The sequence below is a fragment of the Ruminococcus sp. SR1/5 genome, assembly GCF_000209835.1.
Taxonomy (GTDB): domain Bacteria; phylum Bacillota; class Clostridia; order Lachnospirales; family Lachnospiraceae; genus Blautia_A; species Blautia_A fusiformis.
This window is the reverse complement of the sequence record NC_021014.1, coordinates 1,532,454-1,553,969: the sequence shown is the minus strand read 5'-3', so window position 1 is coordinate 1,553,969 and position 21,516 is coordinate 1,532,454. Positions and strand designations below refer to the sequence as shown.

Genomic DNA, 21,516 nt, shown 5'->3' with positions numbered 1-21,516 from the left:
TTTGGAATTCTTTATCTTCTCCCTCGCGACAAGTGATAGTATAGCAAAGTGTTTTTTGTATGTCAACAGTTTTTTCTAAAAAATCCAAAAATATTTTTTGTTTATACAATTAATACATTTCGTTTAATAACAATCTGAGACAGAGAATCTTTCATCCCAGAATTTATACTCCGACACAGGTTACGCCTCAGTCGTAAAAAGAGCAGCCTCTTCAAAAAGGCCGCCCTTCTGTCTCACTTCTGTTTTTTCTATATGGATCAGTCAAAAATGATCAGTGCCATGAACACAAGATCTGTGTCGCCTGTGTTGGTAAGACCGTGTCCTTTTCCATCTGGTGTGATGGTGATGTCGCCGGCCTTTACCGGGCGTTTCACGCCGTTATCGTCGTACTCGCCTTCACCGCTTAAGATATAGTAGGTTTCTGTCTCGCCATGATGCTCATGGTATCCCAGAGAACATCCTTTTTCGATGGTAACCTGTGCGTAAAGTCCGCATTTTCCCTTCAGCTCGTCTCCCTCAAGAATGTCTTTGATGATCACATGGCCTTTACCGCCGCACATATTTTCTACTCTTCTGATACCCATGATAAAATCCCCTTTCGTGATTGCGTAAATTGTGAAATTTTATGAACACAGGCTTTCTGCGGCCTGTGCCTTACTTCCTGTACAATTATAAATGATATGATAAATTTTCGCAATCCTTATTATTATTTTCACAAATTAACTTACAGGCAAATTTTTCCCACTGCTTATTGCTTTTCGCAACCCTGCCGGGAGCTTCTATTCGCAATTGAAGCAGGATACTTCTTTGATCCGGTTAAAAAACGAAGCAGCTCTTTTCCAAAGACCTGCTCCGCAATTTATACTCATATTACAGATTTTTAATTCTCTCAATTGCCTCAAGAGTATTCTCATAGCTTCCGAATGCTGTCAGACGGAAATATCCCTCACCATGTGCACCAAAGCCTGAACCTGGTGTTCCTACGATGTGTGCTTTCTCAAGGAGATAATCAAAGAACTCCCAGGAGGTCATCTGATCCGGTGTTTTCAGCCAGATGTATGGGGCATTTTTTCCACCGGACACGGAAAATCCTGCTGCGGAAAGTCCTTCGAGGATCGTCTTTGCATTACGCATATAATAAGCGATCTGCTCCTTCAGCTGTGCTTTTCCCTCCGGAGAGTAAACAGCCTCGCCTGCTCTCTGTACAATGTACGGGGCACCGTTAAACTTGGTTCCGTGACGTCTTGCCCAGAGACTGTGAAGTTCTACGCCATCACGCACCAGTTCCTTCGGAACAACGGCAAAGCCAAGACGAACGCCTGTAAAGCCAGCATTTTTGGAAAAGCTTCGAAGCTCGATGGCACAGGTTCTCGCACCCTCGCACTCATAAATGCTGTGCGGGACATCCTCCTCGGAAATATATGCCTCATATGCTGCATCATAGATGATCACGCAGCCGTTTTTGTTGGCGTAGTCAACCCACTCCTGAAGAGCAGCCTTTGTGATCGCACCACCGGTGGGATTGTTCGGGAAGCAGAGATAGATCAGATCCGGTACCTCATCTGCCGGGATCTCCGGAAGAAATCCGTTCTCCTCTTTGCAGGGCATATAGATCACACCATCAAAGTTCTCACGCTCTTTGTTATAAAGACCTGTACGTCCTGCCATAACGTTGGTATCTACATATACAGGATAAACCGGGTCGCAGACTGCAACCTTGTTATCCAGTCCGAAGATCTCCTGGATGTTTCCGGAATCACTTTTCGCTCCATCGGAAACAAAGATCTCGTCTGCGCTGATGTCGCAGCCTCTGGACTGATAATCATTTTTTGCAATGGCACTTCTTAAGAACTCATATCCGAGATCCGGAGCATATCCGTGGAAGGTTTCTGCGTGTGCCATCTCGTCTACGGATTTATGAAGGGCATCGATGATCGCCGGTGCAAGGGGCTGTGTCACATCACCGATTCCAAGACTGATCACAGAATCCTTAGATTCCGGATTGGCCTCCTTATATGCACTTACCTTCTTTGCGATATTGGAAAACAGATAGCTTCCCGGAAGTTTTAAATAATTCTGATTTACTGTCACCATAGTATTTTATCTCCTTCTCTCAATTTCCTCTGCCAGTGCTTTTCTGACGCTGTCAGGATTTGCCTTGCCTTTCAACTCTCTCATCAGCTGTCCTACGAAAAATCCCATAACCTTGTCCTTGCCGCCCAGAAGCTCTGCCAGCGGTCCGGGGTTGGCATCTACGATCTTTTTCACAGTTTCGGTGAGAAGGCCTGTATCTTCTACGATCTTAAGACCATTCTCTTCTATATATACAACCGGATCAATATCCTCGTCAAATACTTTTTCAAACACTTTCTTGGCATTCTGTGCGCTGACCTCTTTTTTCTCCACCATGGAAAGAAGGTCTGCCAGATGCTTCGGTGTAAAGCTTACCTTTTCCGGATCAAGGCCCTTGTCCTTTGTCAGACGGAGAACCTCCACCATAAACCAGTTCGCCACCTTTTTCGGATTTCCGAGAAGAACCGCTGTCTCCTCAAAAAGTCCTGCCAGATGTCTGGATTCGGTCAGGATCCCTGCATCATAAGCCGGAAGCTCATACTCCTTCTGATACCGCTCTATCTTGGCTTCACGAAGCTCCGGAATGGAAGTACGCAGCTCTTCGATCCTTGCATCGGAAATGTGGATCGGCGGAAGATCCGGGTCCGGGAAGTAACGGTAATCCTTTGCATCCTCCTTGGAACGCATTGCATGGGAAGACTCTTTGTTATCGTCCCATCTTCTTGTCTCCTGTACAACGGCTCTGCCTTCCTCCAGAAGCTCGATCTGACGTTCTCTCTCTCCCTCGATCGCTCTCGCAATGGCCTTGAAGGAGTTCAGGTTCTTCATCTCCGTCCTTGTTCCGAAGGTCTCACTTCCCACCTCACGGACAGAAAGGTTGACATCGGCACGCATGGATCCCTCCTGGAGCTTGCAGTCAGAAACTCCAAGATACTGCATGGTGCAGCGGAGCTTTTCCAGATAAGCGATAACCTCCTCGGAGCTTCTCATATCCGGTTCGGATACGATCTCGATCAGCGGTACCCCGCTTCGGTTATAGTCAACCAGGGAGCAGTCTTCCCACTCATCATGGATCAGCTTACCGGCATCCTCCTCCATATGCATCTCATGGATACGTACGGTCTTTTTGCCTGCGGAAGTCTCGATCTCAACAGCTCCGTCATAGCAGATCGGCAGATACAGCTGAGAGATCTGATAATTCCGGGGGTTATCCGGGTAAAAAAAGTTCTTACGGTCAAACTTACAGTACTGATGGATATGACAGTTTGCCGCAAGACCTGCCTTGATGGCAAACTCTACCACTTTTTTGTTGAGGACCGGAAGAGAGCCCGGCATACCGGTGCAGACCGGGCAGGTATGTGTATTTGGTGCGCCTCCGAATTCTGTGGAGCATCCGCAGAAGATCTTTGTTTTTGTGGCAAGCTCCACATGCACCTCAAGTCCTATGACTGTCTCATACTGTTTCATGCCTTTTCTCCCCCTTCCATTGCTGTTCCGAAATCACCGCGTTTTTTCTCATAGGCGTGTGCTGCGCGGAACAGGTTGTTTTCTTTGAAGCAGTCGCCGATCATCTGGATCCCGATTGGAAGTCCTGCTGCGTCTTTTCCGCATGGAACTGTGATTCCGGGAAGTCCGCACAGGTTTACTGCTACCGTATAAATATCGCCAAGATACATGGCAAGAGGATCTTTCAGACTCTCTCCCAGCTTCGGCGCCGTAAAGGGTGATGCCGGGGCAAGAAGAACGTCATATTTGGAAAAGGCCTGATCAAATTCCTTTTTGATAAGGGCTTTTGTGCGAAGTGCTTTCAGATAGTAAGCATCGTAGTAACCGGAGCTTAACACAAAGGAGCCAAGCATGATACGGCGTTTTACTTCCTCGCCGAAACCTTCAGTCCTTGTCTTCTTGTACATATCATGAAGTCCCTCGTACTCTTTTGCACGGAAGCCGTACTTCACACCGTCAAAGCGCTCCAGATTGGAGCTGGCCTCTGCGCTGGCAATGATGTAGTAGGCAGGGATCATATATTCTGTTGTCTTCATGGAGAAAAATTCTACCACTGCGCCCATCTCGGTAAGGCTCTTCAGCGTATTCATAAAGGCCTCTTTTACCTCCGGGTTCAGTCCCTCTGAGAGATATTCCTTCGGCACGCCGAATTTCATTCCCACGATCTTATCTGTCATAGAAGCGGAGAAGTCAAGATTCTCTCTCTTCATGGAGGTGCTGTCCTTGGCATCGTGTCCGGCAATGATCTCAAGGAGTGCCGCACAGTCTGCAACATCCTTTCCTACCGGTCCGATCTGATCCAGAGAGGATGCATAGGCAACCAGTCCGTAACGGGATACTGTTCCGTAGGTCGGTTTGATTCCGGTAACACCGCAGTAGGAGCTTGGCTGACGGATGGAACCGCCGGTATCAGAACCCAGTGCCAGGTAAGTCTCTCCTGCTGCCACTGCCGCACAGGAGCCGCCGGAGGAGCCGCCCGGAACATGCTCCAGATCCCACGGGTTTCTGGTGACGCCGTAAGCGGATGTCTCTGTGGTACTTCCCATGGCGAACTCATCCATGTTTGTCTTTCCGATGATCACAAGACCTGCCTGTTCCAGACGGTCAATAACCTCGGCATTGTACTGCGGCACAAAATTCTCAAGGATCTTTGATGCACAGGTAGTTGTTTTTCCCTTAATGCAGATATTATCCTTAATTGCAATAGGTACACCGGCAAGAGGTCCTGTATAGGTTCCATCCTCAATGCCCTTCTGTACCTCTTTTGCTCTTGCATAGGCTTCTTTTTTGTAAGTATCAAGATAAGCGTGGACCTTGTCCTCTTTTGCTTCGATCTGATTAAATACGTATTTCACACCGTCCAGGACGCTTATCTGATGCTGCTTGATCTTTTCCGCAAGCTGTAATGCGGTTAATTTTCCCAAATCCATGTCCTGTCTCCTGTCTTATCCAATTGTTTTCGGAACCTGATACTGGTTTTCTTTCTGCTTCGGTGCATTGGCAAGCATTGCCTCATGATTATCTCCGTTTGTCACAACATCCTCACGGAATACATTTTCGTCCTCAAAAATATGGGACATGGGCTCTACGGAAGAAGTATCAAGCTCATCCAGCTTGTCTACATAGTCCAGCATCTTCTGCATGTCCTCTTTTGCTTTTTCCTTTTCATCCTCTGTCAGAGAAAGCTTTGCAAGGATGCAGACATTTTCCATTGTTTCATCATCGATTATCTTTGCCATCTTTTTTCTCCTTATTACGGCTCAAGTCTGTTCATATCACGTGGGAACAGACAGGTCTCACGAACGTTTTCTTCTCCGAGGATCTGCATGGTAAGACGTTCCAGTCCGATTCCAAGTCCTCCGTGAGGCGGCATTCCATGCTTGAAGGTATCCAGGTACTGCTCCATACCCTCTTCATCCATACCACGGGCTGCGATCTTATCCTTCAGCATCTGATAATCATGGATACGCTGTCCGCCTGTAGTTACCTCAAGTCCCTTGAACAGAAGGTCAAAGCTTAATGTAAATTTCTCATCTGACGGATCATCCATTGCGTAGAACGGACGCTTCTTAGACGGATAATGTGTGACAAAAACAAAATCAGCATCATATTCTTCTTTGAAATATCTTCCAATCAGCGCTTCTTCCTCCGGCTCCAGATCATATGGGTTGCGGATCTTACGATTATATTTTTCAGCTACCAGCTCTTTGGCCTTGTCAAAACGTACTGCCGGGATCTTGTCCACCTTCGGAAGCTCCACCTTCAGAATGGAAAGCTCATGAGCGTAGTCTTTCTTAAGAAGTTCTACCGCATACTGGAGAAATCCGGTTTCCATCTCCATGATATCCTCAAATCCGTTGATATAGCCCATCTCAAAATCAAGGCTTGTATATTCATTCAGATGACGTTTTGTGTTATGCTTCTCTGCACGGAATACAGGGCCGGTCTCAAATACACGGTCAAAAACACCTACCATCATCTGTTTATAAAACTGCGGGCTCTGTGCCAGAACTGCCGGTTTATGGAAATAACTCAGCTTGAACAGGTTTGCACCACCCTCTGCACCTCTGGCTCCGATCTTCGGTGTGTGGATCTCGGTGAACCCCTTCTCATAGAGGTAATCACGAAATGCCCGCACCAGAGCCTCCTGGATCTTGAATTTTGCACGCTCCTGCACATTACGCAGGGCAATAGGACGATAATTCAGCTTTGCCTCCAGGGAAGTGTTCAGCTTCCATTTGTCGATGGCCAGCGGAAGAGACTCTGCAGGTGAGGAAAGGATCTCCACATGGCTGATGCGGAGTTCTCTTCCGTGAGGCGCTCTTTCTTCCTCATGAAGAGTTCCTGTGAGACGCACACACATTGCCTCCTTCAGATCATGAATGGAAACATTTGTCTTGTCGTTTTCATATACGGTCTGAAAAAGCCCTTCTTTTTTTCGAAGTATCACAAATGCCACGTCACCCATATTACGGATGCTGTGTATTGCACCTTCCACTGTTGCTTCCTGGTCTTTCATGCTCTCGGAAAGAAGCACATCCCAGGCACATTCTCTAGTCTTACAGATTCCATCCATAAATTCCATTCCCTCATCCTCCAATTCAAAGTAGTTTCACCGAATCAGGAAATCCCCTGCGGAATTTTTCCCGATTCGGTGTGATATCAGGCATTCAAAGCAGATCATTTCTGTCCGCCCTATTGTTTTTTTACACAGAATCATATAAAAGCATCAGAACCATCTGGGCTGTCTCCACCATATTGGTCCCGGAATCCATACTGCATTTCTGGATATAGCGGTATGCGTCATCCTCGCTCAGGTGATTTCTTTCCATTAGAAGCATCTTTGCATTTGAAATATAATTCTGTTCTTTCCATGAACGCTGTTTCGGCTTTTTCTTATCTTTTTTCCAACGCCTTTCGATCTGGGAAAGCATCATGCTTACCGTATTTACCAGATCTCCGACTTTCAGAGGCATTCCCACGCATAAAATGGATGTTGGCGCCTCACTGATCACTCCCCGGGAAGCCATAAGCAGCATTTCAAAATAATCCGGCATATAGTCCAGAAGATCACGGTAGTACATATCCTGAAGATGATAACCGCAAAGCAGAACGCCGCCATCAAGCTCCGAGATACTGGCAAGGGCATTGGCACCTGAATTGCATACTGCCGCCACCGTGAATCCATATCGGTTAAGGACTGTGCGGATCTTTTTTGCATCTTCTATTTTCGGTAATGCAATCACGATACTCGTGTTCATAAGCCGCCACTCTCTTTCGTCCCATTATGCCTCGTTCATCAGATCCGATACAGATACTCCTCGATCTCCCAGTCGGAAATCTCCTGGGAATAACGTAGCCACTCTTTTCTCTTGGCCTGCGCATACTGTTTGCAGAAAGCTTCTCCAAGGATTTCCTTCATCCAGCTGCTGTCCTCAAACAGTGTGATCGCTTCCCGCAGGTTCTCCGGTAAATTCTCGATACCCTGTTCCTTCTGATCCGACTCGGAAAGAGAACGGTTAGAAGCTTTTGTAGGATAGATCTTCTTCTGGATTCCATCCAGGCCCGCTGCCAGGCATACCGCAAAAACAAGGTATGGGTTGGATGCAGCATCCGGGCTTCGAAGCTCGATCCTGGTATCAGCACCATTGACTCTCGGGATCCTTACCAGTGAATTCTGGTTATTTCTCGTCCAGGTCAGCTCTGTAGGCGCATCAAATCCAGGTACAAGACGCTTATAAGAATTTACAAGCGGATTGGTGATCAGAGTCATCTCACGGCTGTGAGCCAGAAGACCTCCGATAAAATAGTATGCCTCTTCACTTAATCTGGACGGATCCTCCGGATCCACGAAAATATTTTTCCATTTTTAAACAGTGAAAAATGGATATGCATGGCTGAACCGTTTACTTCCCGTCTTGGCTTCGGCATAAATGTCGCATGAAGTCCATGACGTTTGGCTACAGTTCTTACTGCCATCTTAAAGGTTATAACTTCGTCTGCCATCTCACGTGCTTCCCCGTAATGAAGGGCGATCTCATGCTGTGCAGGTGCTGTCTCATGATGAGAGGATTCCACCTCAAATCCCATATCCTCAAGAGTCAGTACCATGTCACGTCTTGCATTTTCGCCTAAGTCCACCGGACTTACATCCAGATATCCGGCCTTTTCGTGAGAAACCGTTGTAGGCATTCCGTTATCATCAATATGAAACAGGAAAAACTCGCATTCCGGGTCAACATAACAGGTATACCCTGCCTCCTCTGCTGCCTGCGCTGTTTTTTTCAGAATATATCTGGAGCTCATCTCATGCTCTGATCCGTCTGCACGGCGCATATCACAGATCAGTCTTGCAACCTTTCCCTGCTGAGGACGCCATGGAAGAATTGAAAAAGTATTATAATCCGGATACAGGATCAGATCCGGCTCCTTTTCTCCCACAATGCCCGCAATATGAGAGCCATATACAACGCACTGGTTATCCAGGGCTCTTGGAAGCTCTCTTGCTGTGATCGCAATATTTTTCAGAGTTCCAAACATATCTGTAAACTGGAGGCGGATAAACTCTACGTCTTCCTCCTCTGCCATTGCAAGAATCTCTTCTCTGGTATAATTCCCCATAGTATTCTCTCCTTTATTTCCTCATCACACAAAATAATTACCCTCAAAATCAGAAAAAGGGTGCACTTCAGAGAGCTTCCGCTCCTGAAGAACACCCTTGTTCATGGACGTAATTATAGCAATCGGTCAATTCTTTGTCAACCATTTTTTAAAAGGGGCAAAAGTTCAAAAGCTTTATCGCGGAAACACGAACAGTTTTTTTGACCTTTTGCCCCTGGTATCTGTTATTTTACTGTAAATATGAATAGCTCATCAGTGATTCATCCACTGCTTTCGCAGCCTCACGTCCCTCATGGATCGCCCATACGACAAGGGACTGTCCACGATGCATATCACCTGCTGTGAACACACGATCTACGCTTGTTGCATACTGCTCCGGTTTTGTTTCCACATTGGTTCTTGGTGTAAGCGCTACACGGAAAGCATCTGTCACATATTTCTCGCTGCCAAGGAAGCCGGCCGCAATAAGGACCACATCTGCAGGGATCACTTCCTCACTGCCCTCAACCGGTACCATATTGAATCTTCCGGTCTTTTCATCCTTTACGCCTTTCAGTTTTACGATCTTGGCCTTGCAGACATTTCCTTTTTTGTCCTTGATAAACTCGGTAACGGTTGTCTGATAGATCCGAGGATCATGGCCAAATACTGCAATAGCCTCTTCCTGGCCGTAATCGGTTTTCAGGACCTTCGGCCACTCCGGCCATGGATTGGAAGGAGTTCTTGCTGCAGGAGGCTGCGGCATCATCTCAAGCTGTGTTACAGATTTCGCACCCAGACGGATGGAGGTTCCCACACAGTCATTACCGGTATCACCACCGCCAATGACCAGAACATTTTTGCCCTTTGCAAGCTCATATGGGAATTTTGCAAAATCTGTATCCAGAAGACTTTTTGTTATCTGCTTCAGGAAATCCACTGCAAAGTAAATTCCCTTGGCATCTCTTCCCGGAACCTTGATATCTCTCGGATGAGAAGCTCCACAGCAGAGAAGGACACGGTCATAATCCTTCAGAAGCTGTTCTGCCGTGATGTCAACACCAACATTGATATTGGTAACAAATTTCACGCCTTCCTCTTCCATCAGCTTCAGTCTGCGGTCAATGACCTTTTTCTCCAGCTTCATGTTCGGAATGCCGTAGCGGAGAAGTCCTCCGATACGGTCGTTTCTCTCAAATACGGTTACGCTGTGGCCACGGCGGTTCAGCTGCTGTGCTGCTGCCAGTCCGGAAGGACCACTTCCGATGACTGCGATCGTCTTTCCTGTGCGGACAGGCGGGATCTGCGGTTTTACCCATCCTTCTGCATAGGCTGTCTCAATGATCGCTTTCTCATTCTCCTTTGTGCTGACCGGATCTCCGTTCAGGTTACAGGTACATGCAGCTTCGCAAAGTGCTGGACACACTCTGGATGTAAACTCCGGAAAGCTGTGTGTCTTGTTTAAACGAAGGAATGCCTGCTTCCAGTTTCCTGTGTACACAAGATCATTTGTCTCAGGAACCAGGTTGTGCAGCGGGCAGCCGGAAGCCATTCCGCCGATCATCATACCTGACTGGCAGAAGGGGACGCCGCAGGCCATGCAGCGTGCTCCCTGAAGTTTCTGTTTTTCTTTATTTAATGGAATACGAAATTCGTTGAAATTCTGAATACGTTCCTTTGGCGGCAGAACCTTTGCCGTTTCTCTTTCATAATCTAAAAATCCAGTTGGCTTTCCCATTTCCTCATCCTCCTTAATGTTTCACGCCGATGCTCTCATAGAACGCTTCCATCTGTGCCTGCTGGCTGGTCAGACCTTTTTCTTCCAGCTTTGCACTTAATGTGATCATTCTCTTGTACTCATCCGGAATGAGTTTTTTGAAGTGAGGCAGATAGGAATCAAAATCAGCCAGCACCTTCTTACCGATCTCAGAGCCTGTTGCTTCCACATGAGCCTCGATAAGATCACGAAGCTCTTTTTTATCATATTTATTATCCACTTTTTCAATGGAGATCATTGCTTTATTGAGGTTCTTGTAAAGAACGTTATCCACATCAAGGACATAAGCGATACCGCCGCTCATACCTGCTGCAAAGTTCTTTCCTGTTTTTCCAAGAACTACCACACGGCCGCCTGTCATGTACTCGCAGCCATGCTCGCCAACACCCTCAACAACTGCAACCGCACCGGAGTTACGTACTGCAAAACGCTCACCGGCAACACCGTTGATAAATGCAGTTCCGCTGGTCGCACCATAGAGTGCCACGTTTCCGACGATGATGTTCTCTTCAGCCTTGTATCCGGCCTTCTCCGGAACCTTAACGATCAGCTTTCCACCGGAAAGGCCTTTTCCGAAGTAGTCGTTGCTGTCACCGGTCAGTTTCAATGTCAGTCCTTTCGGAATAAAGGCACCGAAGCTCTGTCCGCCTGCACCTGTACAGTTTACAGTTACCGTATCCTCCGGAAGTCCATCCTTATGATTTCTTGTGATCTCAGATCCGAGAATGGTACCAAATGCACGATCTGTATTGGTAACATTTACATCAACAGAAACTTTCTCACCCTTCTGGATCGCCGGTGCACATTTCTTGACCAGAACTTTTTCATCCAGAGTTTTCTCAAGATTGAAATTGTATACAGCCTTCGGATCAAAGGTTACTTTGCCCTTTCCTGCATATGGGTTATTCAGGATGGCACTTAAGTCAACCTTACCCTTATGCGGCTCCTGCACACTGTCAGAAACTGTAAGAAGGTCTGTACGACCTACCATCTCATCGATGGTGGCAACACCAAGGCGTGCCATGTACTCTCTCAGCTCCTGTGCAATAAAGCGCATGAAGTTCTCCACATACTCCGGTTTTCCGCGGAATCTCTTACGCAGCTCCGGGTTCTGTGTAGCCACACCTACCGGGCAGGTATCCAGATTGCAGACTCTCATCATCACGCAGCCCATCGTTACAAGTGGCGCTGTTGCAAAACCGAATTCCTCTGCACCGAGAAGTGCTGCAATGGCAACGTCACGGCCGCTCATCAGCTTACCGTCTGTCTCGATACGTACACGGTTACGAAGTCCGTTCATGATCAGCGTCTGGTGTGTTTCTGCAAGTCCAAGCTCCCATGGAAGTCCTGCATTATGGATAGAGCTTCTTGGCGCTGCTCCTGTACCTCCGTCATATCCGGAGATCAGAACAGTCTGTGCACCGGCCTTTGCAACACCGGCTGCAACCGTACCAACACCCGCCTCAGAAACCAGCTTTACGGAAATATCCGCATATTTATTGGCGTTTTTCAGGTCATAGATCAATTCTGCCAGATCCTCGATAGAATAGATATCATGATGTGGCGGCGGAGAGATCAGGCTGACTCCCGGTGTGGAATGACGGGTTTTTGCGATCCACGGATATACCTTCTTTGCAGGAAGATGCCCGCCCTCACCCGGCTTTGCACCCTGTGCCATCTTGATCTGGATCTCTCTTGCGGAAACCAGATAACGGCTGGTAACGCCGAAACGTCCGCTGGCTACCTGTTTGATTGCAGAGCAGCGGTCATTGTCTGTTCCTGCTGAATCCAGACGCTCATCACTTTCACCACCCTCACCGGTATTGGATTTTCCATGGAGATGGTTCATGGCAATAGCCAATGTCTCATGTGCTTCCTGTGAAATAGAACCGTAGGACATGGCACCTGTCTTAAATCGTTTTACAATATCCTCAACACTCTCAACCTGGTCGATCGGAATAGGCTCCTTGGCAAACTTAAAGTCCAGAAGACCTCTTAAGTTTCCATGACCCTCGTCATCCACCAGCTTTGTATATTCCTTGAACATCTCATAGCTGCCCTGTTTTGTGGACTGCTGGAGAAGATGAATGGTACGCGGGTTATATTTGTGCTCCTCACCCTGGCTTCTCATCTTATGGGCACCTACGCTGTCCAGAGTAAGATCTGTGGCAAGTCCAAGGGGATCAAATGCCTCAGAATGAAGTTTTTCTACATTATCCTCGATATCTTCCAATGTGATTCCGCCTACACGACTTACAGTTCCTGTAAAGTAACGATCGATCACATCCTGGGAAATTCCGATTGCCTCAAAGATCTGAGATCCCTGATAGGACTGGATAGTGGAAATACCCATCTTGGAAGCGATCTTTACGATACCGCTGATCACTGCATGATTGTAATCATCAACGGCTGCGTAATAGTCCTTATCCAGCATATGTGTATCGATCAGCTCATGGATCGTATCCAGTGCCAGATACGGATTGACTGCACTTGCACCATATCCGAGGAGTGTTGCGAAATGATGTACCTCTCTCGGCTCACCGGACTCCAGGATCAGGGCAAGGGAAGTGCTCTTCTTTGTTTTTACAAGATGCTGATGTACTGCGGAAACCGCCAGCAGGGACGGGATCGGCATATGGTTCTCATCCACACCGCGGTCAGAAAGGACCAGGATGTTTGCTCCCTCACGGAAGGCTTTGTCTACCTCTACGAACAGACGGTCAATGGCACGTTCAAGCTTTGTGCTCTTATAATATAATGTAGAAAGTGTTACAACCTTGAAGCCGTCCTTTTTCATATTCTTGATCTTCAGCATATCGGTGTTGGTCAGAATCGGATTGTTGATCTTCAGCACCTGACAGTTCTCCGGCTTCTGGATCAGAAGATTTCCGTCTTTTCCTACATATACACTTGTAGAAGTAACGATCTCCTCACGGATCGCATCGATCGGCGGGTTTGTTACCTGTGCAAAAAGCTGCTTGAAATAATCGAACAACGGATAATGTTCCTTGGAAAATACCGCAAGGGGAGTATCATGTCCCATGGCTCCGATGCTTTCTGCGCCGTTTAATGCCATGTTTCGGATCGAAGTACGGTACTGCTCATAAGTATATCCGAAGGCTTTCTGAAGGCGTGCTCTCTCCTCCGGAGTGTATTCGACAACTCTCTGATTCGGGATCTTGATATCACGAAGCTGTACCAGATTGCTGTCCAGCCACTCACCATAAGGCTGTTTTTTCGCATATTTTTCTTTGAGCTCATTGTCATCAATGACACGACCCTGAACGGTATCAACCAGAAGCATTTTTCCCGGATGAAGACGTTCTTTTAATACGATCTTCTCCTCATCCACAGGAAGAACACCAACCTCGGAGGAAAGGATCATATAGCCATCCGATGTGATATAGTATCTGGATGGACGAAGACCGTTTCTGTCAAGAACTGCTCCCATCACATCACCATCTGAGAACAGAATGGACGCAGGACCGTCCCATGGTTCCATCATAGTCGCATAGTACTGATAAAAATCTCTCTTCTCCTGAGAAATCGTATCGTTGTTTGCCCATGGCTCCGGAATCGTGATCATCACTGCAAGTGGAAGATCCATTCCACTCATAACCAGGAATTCCAGGGTATTGTCAAGCATTGCAGAGTCAGAACCATTGCGGTTAACTACAGGAAGGACCTTGTGAAGCTCATCCTTCAGATACGGAGACTCCATGTTTTCCTCACGTGCAAGCATCTTATCGGCGTTTCCGCGGATCGTGTTGATCTCACCGTTATGTACGATGAAACGGTTCGGATGTGCTCTCTCCCAGCTTGGATTCGTGTTGGTACTGAAACGGGAATGTACCACTGCAATGGCAGACTCGTAATCCTGGCTCTGAAGATCGCCAAAGAAGGTACGGAGCTGTCCTACCAGGAACATACCTTTGTATACGATGGTACGGCTGTTCATGGAAACTACGTAAGTATTATCATTACTCTGTTCAAATTCACGACGTGCGATGTAAAGCATACGGTCAAAGGCAAGACCTTTTTCCACATCCTCCGGCTTTTTAACAAATGCCTGCATAATGCACGGCATGCACTCTTTCGCTTTATGACCAAGAACCTCCGGGAAGACCGGTACTGTACGCCATCCAAGAAGCTCCAGACCCTCTTTTTCCACGATGATCTCGAACATCTTCTTTGCCTGGGCACGTTTGATCTCCTGCTGTGGGAAAAAGAGCTGGGCTACACCGTATTCTCTCTCTCCGCCGATATCAAAGCCTTCTTTTTTACAGACCTTCTTAAAAAATTTGTGGGAGATCTGAAGAAGGATACCGACACCATCACCGGTTTTTCCTTCTGCATCCTTACCAGCACGATGCTCAAGATTCTCTACAATCTTAAGAGCATTGGCAACTGTATCATGTGTTTTCTTTCCTTTTATATTAACAACGGCTCCGATACCGCAGTTATCATGTTCAAATTCAGGGCGGTAGAGGCCCTGCTGCTGATTTGCTACTTCTCTCATTTTTCTCATCCTTTCATTGCAGCTTCTTCTGCCGTCTTTTTATCAACTGCCGCCTGCACAAATCCACGGAACAGCGGATGTGCATGGTTTGGCCTGGATTTAAATTCCGGATGTCCCTGTGTTCCCACAAAGAACGGATGTCCGGCAATTTCGATCATCTCAACAATGTGAGCATCCGGGGATGTTCCTACAATGGACATTCCATTTTCGTCCAGTTCCTTACGGAATGCGTTGTTTACCTCATAACGATGTCTGTGACGTTCCTGGATCTCTTTCTTTCCAAAAAGCTCATAGGATCTGGAGCCTTCTGCAAGCACACACGGATAGCTTCCAAGACGAAGAGTTCCTCCAAGATCTTCCACATCCTCCTGATCCGGCATCAGGGCAATGACCGGATGTGTTGTTTCCGGTGCCAGCTCAATACTGTTGGCATCTTCATATCCAAGCACATGGCGGGCAAATTCCACAATAGCCATCTGCATTCCCAGGCAGATCCCAAGGTATGGGATCTTATGAACTCTTGCATACTGTGCCGCAAGGATCATCCCTTCCGTACCACGGTTTCCGAATCCTCCCGGAACCAGGATTCCATCTACAGAATGGAGAGTCTGATCCAAATTTTTTTCATTGAGTTCTTCGGAGTCCACCCAGGTGATATCAACCTTTGCACGGCAAGAGATCCCGCCATGCTTCAGTGCTTCCACAACACTCAAGTATGCATCATGAAGCTGTGTATATTTACCAACCATGGCGATCTTTACTGTTTTATCCGGGTGGCGGAGATTTTCTACCATATTTTCCCAGTCTGTAAGATCTGGTTTGCGATTCTCCAGTCTTAAGCTCTGCAGTACTACGTCTGCAAGCTTTTCTCTCTCCATTGCAAGAGGAGCTTCATATAAATATTCCACATCCAGATTCTGAAGCACATTGCTTACAGGCACATTACAGAACAGGGCGATCTTTCCACGGATATCCTCGGTAAGAGGATATTCACTTCTGCATACCAGGACATCCGGCTGGATTCCCATTCCCTGAAGTTCTTTTACACTGGCCTGGGTGGGTTTGGTCTTCATCTCTCCGGAAGCACGGAGATACGGGATCAGAGTTACATGGATAAGGATCGCATTGTCATGTCCCACATCATGCTGGAACTGACGGATGGATTCCAGGAACGGCTGGCTCTCAATATCACCGACTGTACCACCAACCTCGATGATGGCAATTCTGTCTTCGTCTGCGGATTTTGCTCTGTAAAAACGGCTCTTGATCTCATTGGTAATATGCGGGATCACCTGAACGGTACCTCCGCCGAAATCACCATGACGCTCTTTCTGAAGAACAGACCAGTAAATCTTACCGGTTGTCACATTGGAATTTTTGTCAAGGCTTTCATCAATGAAACGCTCATAATGTCCAAGGTCAAGGTCAGTCTCTGTACCGTCATCCGTTACAAAAACCTCTCCATGCTGAATGGGATTCATAGTTCCCGGGTCAATATTAATGTAGGGATCAAATTTCTGCATGGTCACCTGATACCCTCTGGCTTTCAGAAGGCGCCCAAGAGACGCTGCGGTAATTCCTTTTCCCAGACCGGAAACAACTCCACCTGTTACAAAAACATACTTTACTGCCATCTTCGATTTCCTCCTCCATTTTGTGTCCCACAACAAAAAGGCGTCCGGAACAGATTCCAAGGGGTGAGAATTCCCCTGTGGTATCCGTTCCTGACGCCTTTGTCAGTTATCTTTCATATAAAATATGGTTTACTATAAACTATTTTTTTTATTTGTCAATAACTGATTTTTCATATAGTCTGCGGAATTTCTTCCTATGAAATGGATGCGAAGAAAAACAGACGCCTGCTGAGGATTTCAAACTGATCTCCTGTCTCTGCAGTCACGTCTGCCTTTTCTTTTTATGTCTTTCATATCTTGTCTGTCTCTGCACTGTCTGTCAGGCAACTGCATATTTCTGAAGGAAACGATCAAACTCATGATCCTCGCCATGACAGGTTACTGTAAGAACTCTGGTCAGATCCATGCTGAGGATTCCAAGAATAGATTTTGCATCAATTAAAATTCTGTTATATGAAATATCTACATCAAAATCACATTTACTTGCAGCCTTAACAAATTCTTTAACATCCTCTGTCGCATTCAATCTAATTTTTTAGACATAAATATCATCCTCTCTTTTATCTCGGCAAAAAACCGGCCTTTTTTCGGCCTTGCTGTTTTCCTGTATATTCCAGACCAGCGGCCTTTTTTCATCTGGCTGTTCCACATTATGTCTCATGTTGTCAGATTTGTCAAGTTGATGTTTTTTATCGTTTTTAAGAGTCTTTCTATAAAAACCCGGATTTTATATGACAAAATCCGGGTTTTTATATATTTATTGTGCAGTTTTTACATTTTCGTTTTTCAATCCATTATTTTTACTGTGAGATTAATTCCACATAGTTCATTAATCCTGTTTGATTTCTGCCGGTATTTCCATCGGATAATTGCCATCAAAACATGCTTTACACAGCGGAAGTCCACCTGCCATGCCTTCCAGATAATCGATCTGCATATAACCCAGGGAGTCTGCACCGATCATCTTACGGATTTCTTCCGTGCTGTGCTGTGCTGCGATGAGCTGGTCATTGGACGGCACATCGGTACCAAAATAACAGGGATGTAAAAATGGCGGGGAGCTGATACGTACATGGACTTCTTTTGCTCCTGCTTCTTTCAGCATGTGGATCAGATTGGCAATGGTAGTTCCGCGGACAATGGAATCATCCACCAGAACGATTCTCTTCCCCTTCACCACGGATTCCAGAACGCTCAGCTTCAGATGGACACTGGACTCTCTCTCCTGCTGTGTAGGCTTGATAAAAGTTCTTCCAATGTAACTGTTTTTATAGAACGCAAAGCCAAACGGGATTCCGGATTCCTCAGAATAGCCTTTTGCTGCCGGAAGTCCGGATTCCGGTACACCGGTCACCAGGTCCGCTTCTACCGGATAGGATTTTGCAAGAGATTTTCCTCCACGGATCCTTGCATCATAGATTTTCACGCCATCCATGGTGCTATCCAGTCTTGCAAAATAAATATATTCAAAAACACAATGAGCATGCTTTTTCTTCTCAGTCAGTTTACTGGATTTCAGTCCGTTCTTGGTGATCGTGACGATCTCACCCGGTTCAATATCACGGATAAATTCCGCTCCTACAGATGTCAGCGCGCAGCTTTCAGATGCAAGGACATAGGCATTATCTCTTTTTCCAAGACAGAGGGGTTTCAGTCCGTAAGGATCACGGGCACCGATCAGCTTCCGGGGGCTCATGATCACAAGAGCATATCCTCCGCGGATCTTCTCTACGGTTTTATGTACTGCTTCCTCTACAGTGGCAGAATGCACACGTTCTCTTGCGATATGGAACGCGATAACCTCTGAGTCGGTAGTTGTATGGAAAATTGCGCCTGTCTGAATCAACTCCCATTTCAGAGCTTCTGTATTAACCAGATTTCCGTTGTGCGCAAGTGCCAGACTTCCCTTGATATAAGAAAGTACCAGCGGCTGTGCATTCTCTGCGACAGATTCTCCGGTGGTGGAATAACGAACATGTCCGATTCCAATATCACCATTCATATTATGTACAACATCTTTTCGCAAAACTTCGCTTACCAGTCCGAGATCTTTATGGAACTGTACGTTTCCTCTTTCTCCGTCCGTCCTTGAAACGGCCATTCCGCAGGACTCCTGTCCCCTGTGCTGCAGCGAGGTAAGACCATAATAAATAGATGGTGCAATATTCCCTCCATCCAGATCATAAATCCCGAATACGCCACATTCTTCCTTTACTCCTGACATATTTCCCTCCATCTGTTCTTTCCGTATTGTACATCTTTGTCACTGGTCAAAAAGCTTCTTTTGCCTCAATCACTTATAGCGATTGCTGACTTTTCGACTGTATAACTACGATATCAGATTATAATAAAAGGACAAGATTTGTCAACCCTGCCTATTTTCCGACAGTCCGATCGCCCTGGTCAATTTTTTAGATTTTTTCAAAAAAGCTCTTGACAATATTTTATTTTGGTGTATACTGCAACACATAAAGCAAAGGCGCTTTGGATACGGCAAGTATCTGAAGCGCTTTTTTTGTTTTCCGGTCCGTTTATACCCGGTTCTTCCGGCAGCGGTCCTTATAAAATAATTAAAAATTATAATGAATGAGTGAAATCGAAAGGAGTGTACCTATATGGCACAGAGTATCCCTGAAATGTATGGCAGCCTTGTATTCAATGACAAAGTGATGCGAAGCAAACTGCCAAAGGACATGTACAAAGCATTAAAGAAAACAATTGAAAACGGAACTCATCTGGAACTGGACGTTGCAAATTCCGTAGCAGTTGCAATGAAAGAATGGGCTACTGAAAACGGTGCGACACATTACACACACTGGTTCCAGCCGATGACAAACGTAACTGCTGAGAAGCATGACAGCTTCATCTCCCCTACAGGTGACGGACAGGTGATCATGGATTTCTCCGGTAAAGAGCTGGTAAAAGGTGAGCCGGATGCATCCAGCTTCCCGTCAGGCGGACTTCGTGCTACTTTTGAAGCAAGAGGATATACAGCATGGGATCCTACTTCACCTGCATTCATTAAAGATAAAACTCTTTACATTCCTACTGCATTCTGTTCCTACAGCGGAGAGGCACTGGATAAGAAAACTCCTCTTCTTCGTTCCATGGATGTTCTGAACAAAGAAGCGGTTCGTATTCTTCACATCCTTGGAAACAAAGAGGTCCGTCACATCGACACAACCGTAGGACCTGAGCAGGAATATTTCCTGGTTGACAAGGATCTTTACAAAAAGAGAAAAGACCTGATCTTCTGCGGCCGTACTCTTCTGGGCGCTTCTGCACCAAAAGGACAGGAAATGGAAGATCATTACTTCGGAGCCCTGAAGCCTCGCGTTGCTGCTTACATGCATGATCTTGACGAAGAACTTTGGAAGCTTGGCATTCCAGCAAAAACAAAACATAACGAGGTTGCTCCTGCACAGCACGAACTGGCTCCTGTATTTGATACCACAAATGTTGCTGTTGACCACAACCAGCTGACCATGGAGATCATGAAGAAGGTTGCCGACAAGCACAACATGGTCTGCCTCCTTCACGAGAAACCATTTGAGGGAATCAACGGAAGCGGTAAACACAACAACTGGTCTATGAGCACAGACACAGGTGTAAACCTTCTTGATCCAGGAAAAACACCGGCAGAAAATACACAGTTCCTGGTATTCCTGGTAGCTGTCATCAAAGCCGTTGACGATTATGCTGATCTTCTCCGCGTATCCGTTGCAAGCGCCGGAAACGATCATCGTCTTGGAGCAAACGAGGCACCTCCTGCGATCGTATCCATCTTCCTTGGAGATGAGCTGACAGACGTACTGAAATCTATTGAAAACGATACCTTCTTCAGCAATAAGCATGCGGTACAGATGGATATCGGAGCAAAGGTACTTCCGCACTTCATAAAGGATACCACAGACAGAAACCGTACTTCACCATTTGCATTTACCGGAAACAAATTTGAGTTCCGTATGCTTGGTTCTGCAGCATCTGTCGCAAACCCGAACATCGTACTGAATACCGCTGTTGCAGAGGTTCTTGCAGAATTCAGCGCAGCTCTTAAGGATGTTCCGGAAGAAGAAATGGAAAGCGCAGTACATGCACTTCTTAAGAAGACCATTGAAGAGCATAAACGCATCATCTTTAACGGAAACGGATATACAGACGAATGGGTTGAAGAAGCTGAGAAACGTGGTCTCTACAATCTGAAAACAACTCCGGATGCACTTCCGCATTTCATTGCTGAGAAGAACATTGCGCTGTTTACAAAGCATGGCATTTTTACAAGGGAAGAGCTTTTCTCCCGTTACGAGATCTGGCTTGAGAACTATTACAAGACCATCAACATCGAGTCCAACACTCTGGCTGAGATGATCCAGAAGCAGGTAATTCCTTCTGTATATACATATGTTGAAAAGCTTGCAGATACTGCAGCTGCAAAGAAATCCGTAGTAGCTGATATTTCTGTAGCAAGTGAAGCTGCTCTGATCTCCAAACTGAGTACACTTGCAGATACCATGGCAAAAGATCTGGAAACTCTGAAAGCAGATACAGCAAAAGCTCTTGCTTCTTCTGACGATGTACTTGCATGCTCCAAGGCTTATCAGGAAACTGTTCTGGAAGACATGGAAACTTTAAGAAAATCTGCAGATGAGGCAGAGGCTCTGATCCCGGATGAGTTACTTCCTTATCCGACCTACGACGAGCTGTTATTCTCCATCTGATCACGGATATCAGATAACAATTTCATACGGTAAATACAGGGGATATCCCTTATGAACTCTACTTCATAATTCATTATCGATTTCCTCATCCATTAATCACACGATACAGATATCCCCTGTTTTACATATACTAATTTTGATTTCGTAAAGGCGCGGAAGAGAATTTCCTCTCTCCTGCGCTTTTTCGTT

General features: G+C 46.3%; 13 protein-coding genes and 1 pseudogene. 1 reads left to right on the top strand and 13 read right to left on the bottom strand.

Annotated features, from left to right (window positions below):
- Nucleotides 1–257: 257 nt before the first annotated feature.
- The 13 genes and pseudogenes from CK1_RS07995 to purF all read right to left on the bottom strand — a co-directional run bounded on the left by CK1_RS07995 (nt 258) and on the right by purF (nt 18,833).
- A complete protein-coding gene (locus CK1_RS07995; protein WP_015525755.1) occupies nt 258–584 on the bottom strand; it encodes a cupin domain-containing protein in 327 nt (108 codons plus the stop codon).
- 286 nt (nt 585–870) lie between these two features.
- Nucleotides 871–2,094: an LL-diaminopimelate aminotransferase gene (locus CK1_RS07990; RefSeq protein ID WP_015525754.1), complete on the bottom strand. Its 1,224-nt coding sequence runs from the start codon at nt 2,092–2,094 to the stop codon at nt 871–873.
- 6 nt (nt 2,095–2,100) lie between these two features.
- A complete protein-coding gene (gene gatB / locus CK1_RS07985; protein ID WP_015525753.1) occupies nt 2,101–3,540 on the bottom strand; it encodes an Asp-tRNA(Asn)/Glu-tRNA(Gln) amidotransferase subunit GatB in 1,440 nt (479 codons plus the stop codon).
- Nucleotides 3,537–5,009: an Asp-tRNA(Asn)/Glu-tRNA(Gln) amidotransferase subunit GatA gene (gene gatA, locus CK1_RS07980; RefSeq protein WP_015525752.1), complete on the bottom strand. Its 1,473-nt coding sequence runs from the start codon at nt 5,007–5,009 to the stop codon at nt 3,537–3,539. Before gatA ends, gatB begins: the two co-directional genes overlap by 4 nt.
- A gap of 15 nt (nt 5,010–5,024) precedes the next feature.
- Complete coding sequence (gatC, locus tag CK1_RS07975) at nt 5,025–5,318, bottom strand: Asp-tRNA(Asn)/Glu-tRNA(Gln) amidotransferase subunit GatC (protein ID WP_015525751.1); 294 nt, start codon at nt 5,316–5,318, stop codon at nt 5,025–5,027.
- Between the two features lie 14 nt (nt 5,319–5,332).
- Nucleotides 5,333–6,664 carry an aspartate--tRNA(Asn) ligase gene (aspS, locus tag CK1_RS07970; protein WP_015525750.1) on the bottom strand — a complete coding sequence of 444 codons (1,332 nt, stop codon included), beginning with the start codon at nt 6,662–6,664 and terminating at the stop codon, nt 5,333–5,335.
- A 121-nt stretch (nt 6,665–6,785) separates the two neighbouring features.
- Complete coding sequence (locus CK1_RS07965) at nt 6,786–7,340, bottom strand: ANTAR domain-containing response regulator (protein ID WP_015525749.1); 555 nt, start codon at nt 7,338–7,340, stop codon at nt 6,786–6,788.
- Nucleotides 7,341–7,378: 38 nt separating this feature from the next.
- Nucleotides 7,379–8,700, bottom strand: a pseudogene (glnA, locus tag CK1_RS07960) (type I glutamate--ammonia ligase).
- Nucleotides 8,701–8,929: 229 nt separating this feature from the next.
- On the bottom strand, nt 8,930–10,417 hold the full coding sequence (locus CK1_RS07955; protein WP_015525747.1) for a glutamate synthase subunit beta: 1,488 nt from the start codon (nt 10,415–10,417) through the stop codon (nt 8,930–8,932).
- Between the two features lie 13 nt (nt 10,418–10,430).
- On the bottom strand, nt 10,431–14,984 hold the full coding sequence (gltB, locus tag CK1_RS07950) for a glutamate synthase large subunit (RefSeq protein WP_015525746.1): 4,554 nt from the start codon (nt 14,982–14,984) through the stop codon (nt 10,431–10,433).
- Nucleotides 14,981–16,609: a CTP synthase gene (gene pyrG, locus CK1_RS07945; protein WP_015525745.1), complete on the bottom strand. Its 1,629-nt coding sequence runs from the start codon at nt 16,607–16,609 to the stop codon at nt 14,981–14,983. Before pyrG ends, gltB begins: the two co-directional genes overlap by 4 nt.
- Before the next feature lie 319 nt (nt 16,610–16,928).
- Nucleotides 16,929–17,135 (bottom strand): HPr family phosphocarrier protein, encoded by a 207-nt coding sequence (locus CK1_RS07940; protein ID WP_353611145.1) that lies wholly within the window; start codon nt 17,133–17,135, stop codon nt 16,929–16,931.
- 303 nt (nt 17,136–17,438) lie between these two features.
- A complete protein-coding gene (gene purF, locus CK1_RS07935) occupies nt 17,439–18,833 on the bottom strand; it encodes an amidophosphoribosyltransferase (protein ID WP_015525743.1) in 1,395 nt (464 codons plus the stop codon).
- 391 nt (nt 18,834–19,224) lie between these two features.
- Here purF and CK1_RS07930 point away from each other — a divergent pair, with 391 nt between their 5' ends.
- The gene (locus tag CK1_RS07930; protein ID WP_015525742.1) at nt 19,225–21,327 is read left to right on the top strand and encodes a glutamine synthetase III family protein; all 2,103 of its coding nucleotides are present in this window, start codon (nt 19,225–19,227) and stop codon (nt 21,325–21,327) included.
- The last annotated feature ends 189 nt before the right edge of the window (nt 21,328–21,516 follow it).

What these genes read in the sequence shown, in the direction of transcription:
- gltB (WP_015525746.1), bottom strand. Translation starts at nt 14,984, where the DNA reads ATGAGAAAAATGAGAGAAGTAGCAAATCAGCAGCAGGGCCTCTACCGC.
- gatC (WP_015525751.1), bottom strand. Translation starts at nt 5,318, where the DNA reads ATGGCAAAGATAATCGATGATGAAACAATGGAAAATGTCTGCATCCTT.
- pyrG (WP_015525745.1), bottom strand. Translation starts at nt 16,609, where the DNA reads ATGGCAGTAAAGTATGTTTTTGTAACAGGTGGAGTTGTTTCCGGTCTG.
- CK1_RS07990 (WP_015525754.1), bottom strand. Translation starts at nt 2,094, where the DNA reads ATGGTGACAGTAAATCAGAATTATTTAAAACTTCCGGGAAGCTATCTG.
- gatA (WP_015525752.1), bottom strand. Translation starts at nt 5,009, where the DNA reads ATGGATTTGGGAAAATTAACCGCATTACAGCTTGCGGAAAAGATCAAG.
- CK1_RS07955 (WP_015525747.1), bottom strand. Translation starts at nt 10,417, where the DNA reads ATGGGAAAGCCAACTGGATTTTTAGATTATGAAAGAGAAACGGCAAAG.
- gatB (WP_015525753.1), bottom strand. Translation starts at nt 3,540, where the DNA reads ATGAAACAGTATGAGACAGTCATAGGACTTGAGGTGCATGTGGAGCTT.
- CK1_RS07930 (WP_015525742.1), top strand. Translation starts at nt 19,225, where the DNA reads ATGGCACAGAGTATCCCTGAAATGTATGGCAGCCTTGTATTCAATGAC.
- purF (WP_015525743.1), bottom strand. Translation starts at nt 18,833, where the DNA reads ATGTCAGGAGTAAAGGAAGAATGTGGCGTATTCGGGATTTATGATCTG.
- CK1_RS07995 (WP_015525755.1), bottom strand. Translation starts at nt 584, where the DNA reads ATGGGTATCAGAAGAGTAGAAAATATGTGCGGCGGTAAAGGCCATGTG.
- aspS (WP_015525750.1), bottom strand. Translation starts at nt 6,664, where the DNA reads ATGGAATTTATGGATGGAATCTGTAAGACTAGAGAATGTGCCTGGGAT.
- CK1_RS07965 (WP_015525749.1), bottom strand. Translation starts at nt 7,340, where the DNA reads ATGAACACGAGTATCGTGATTGCATTACCGAAAATAGAAGATGCAAAA.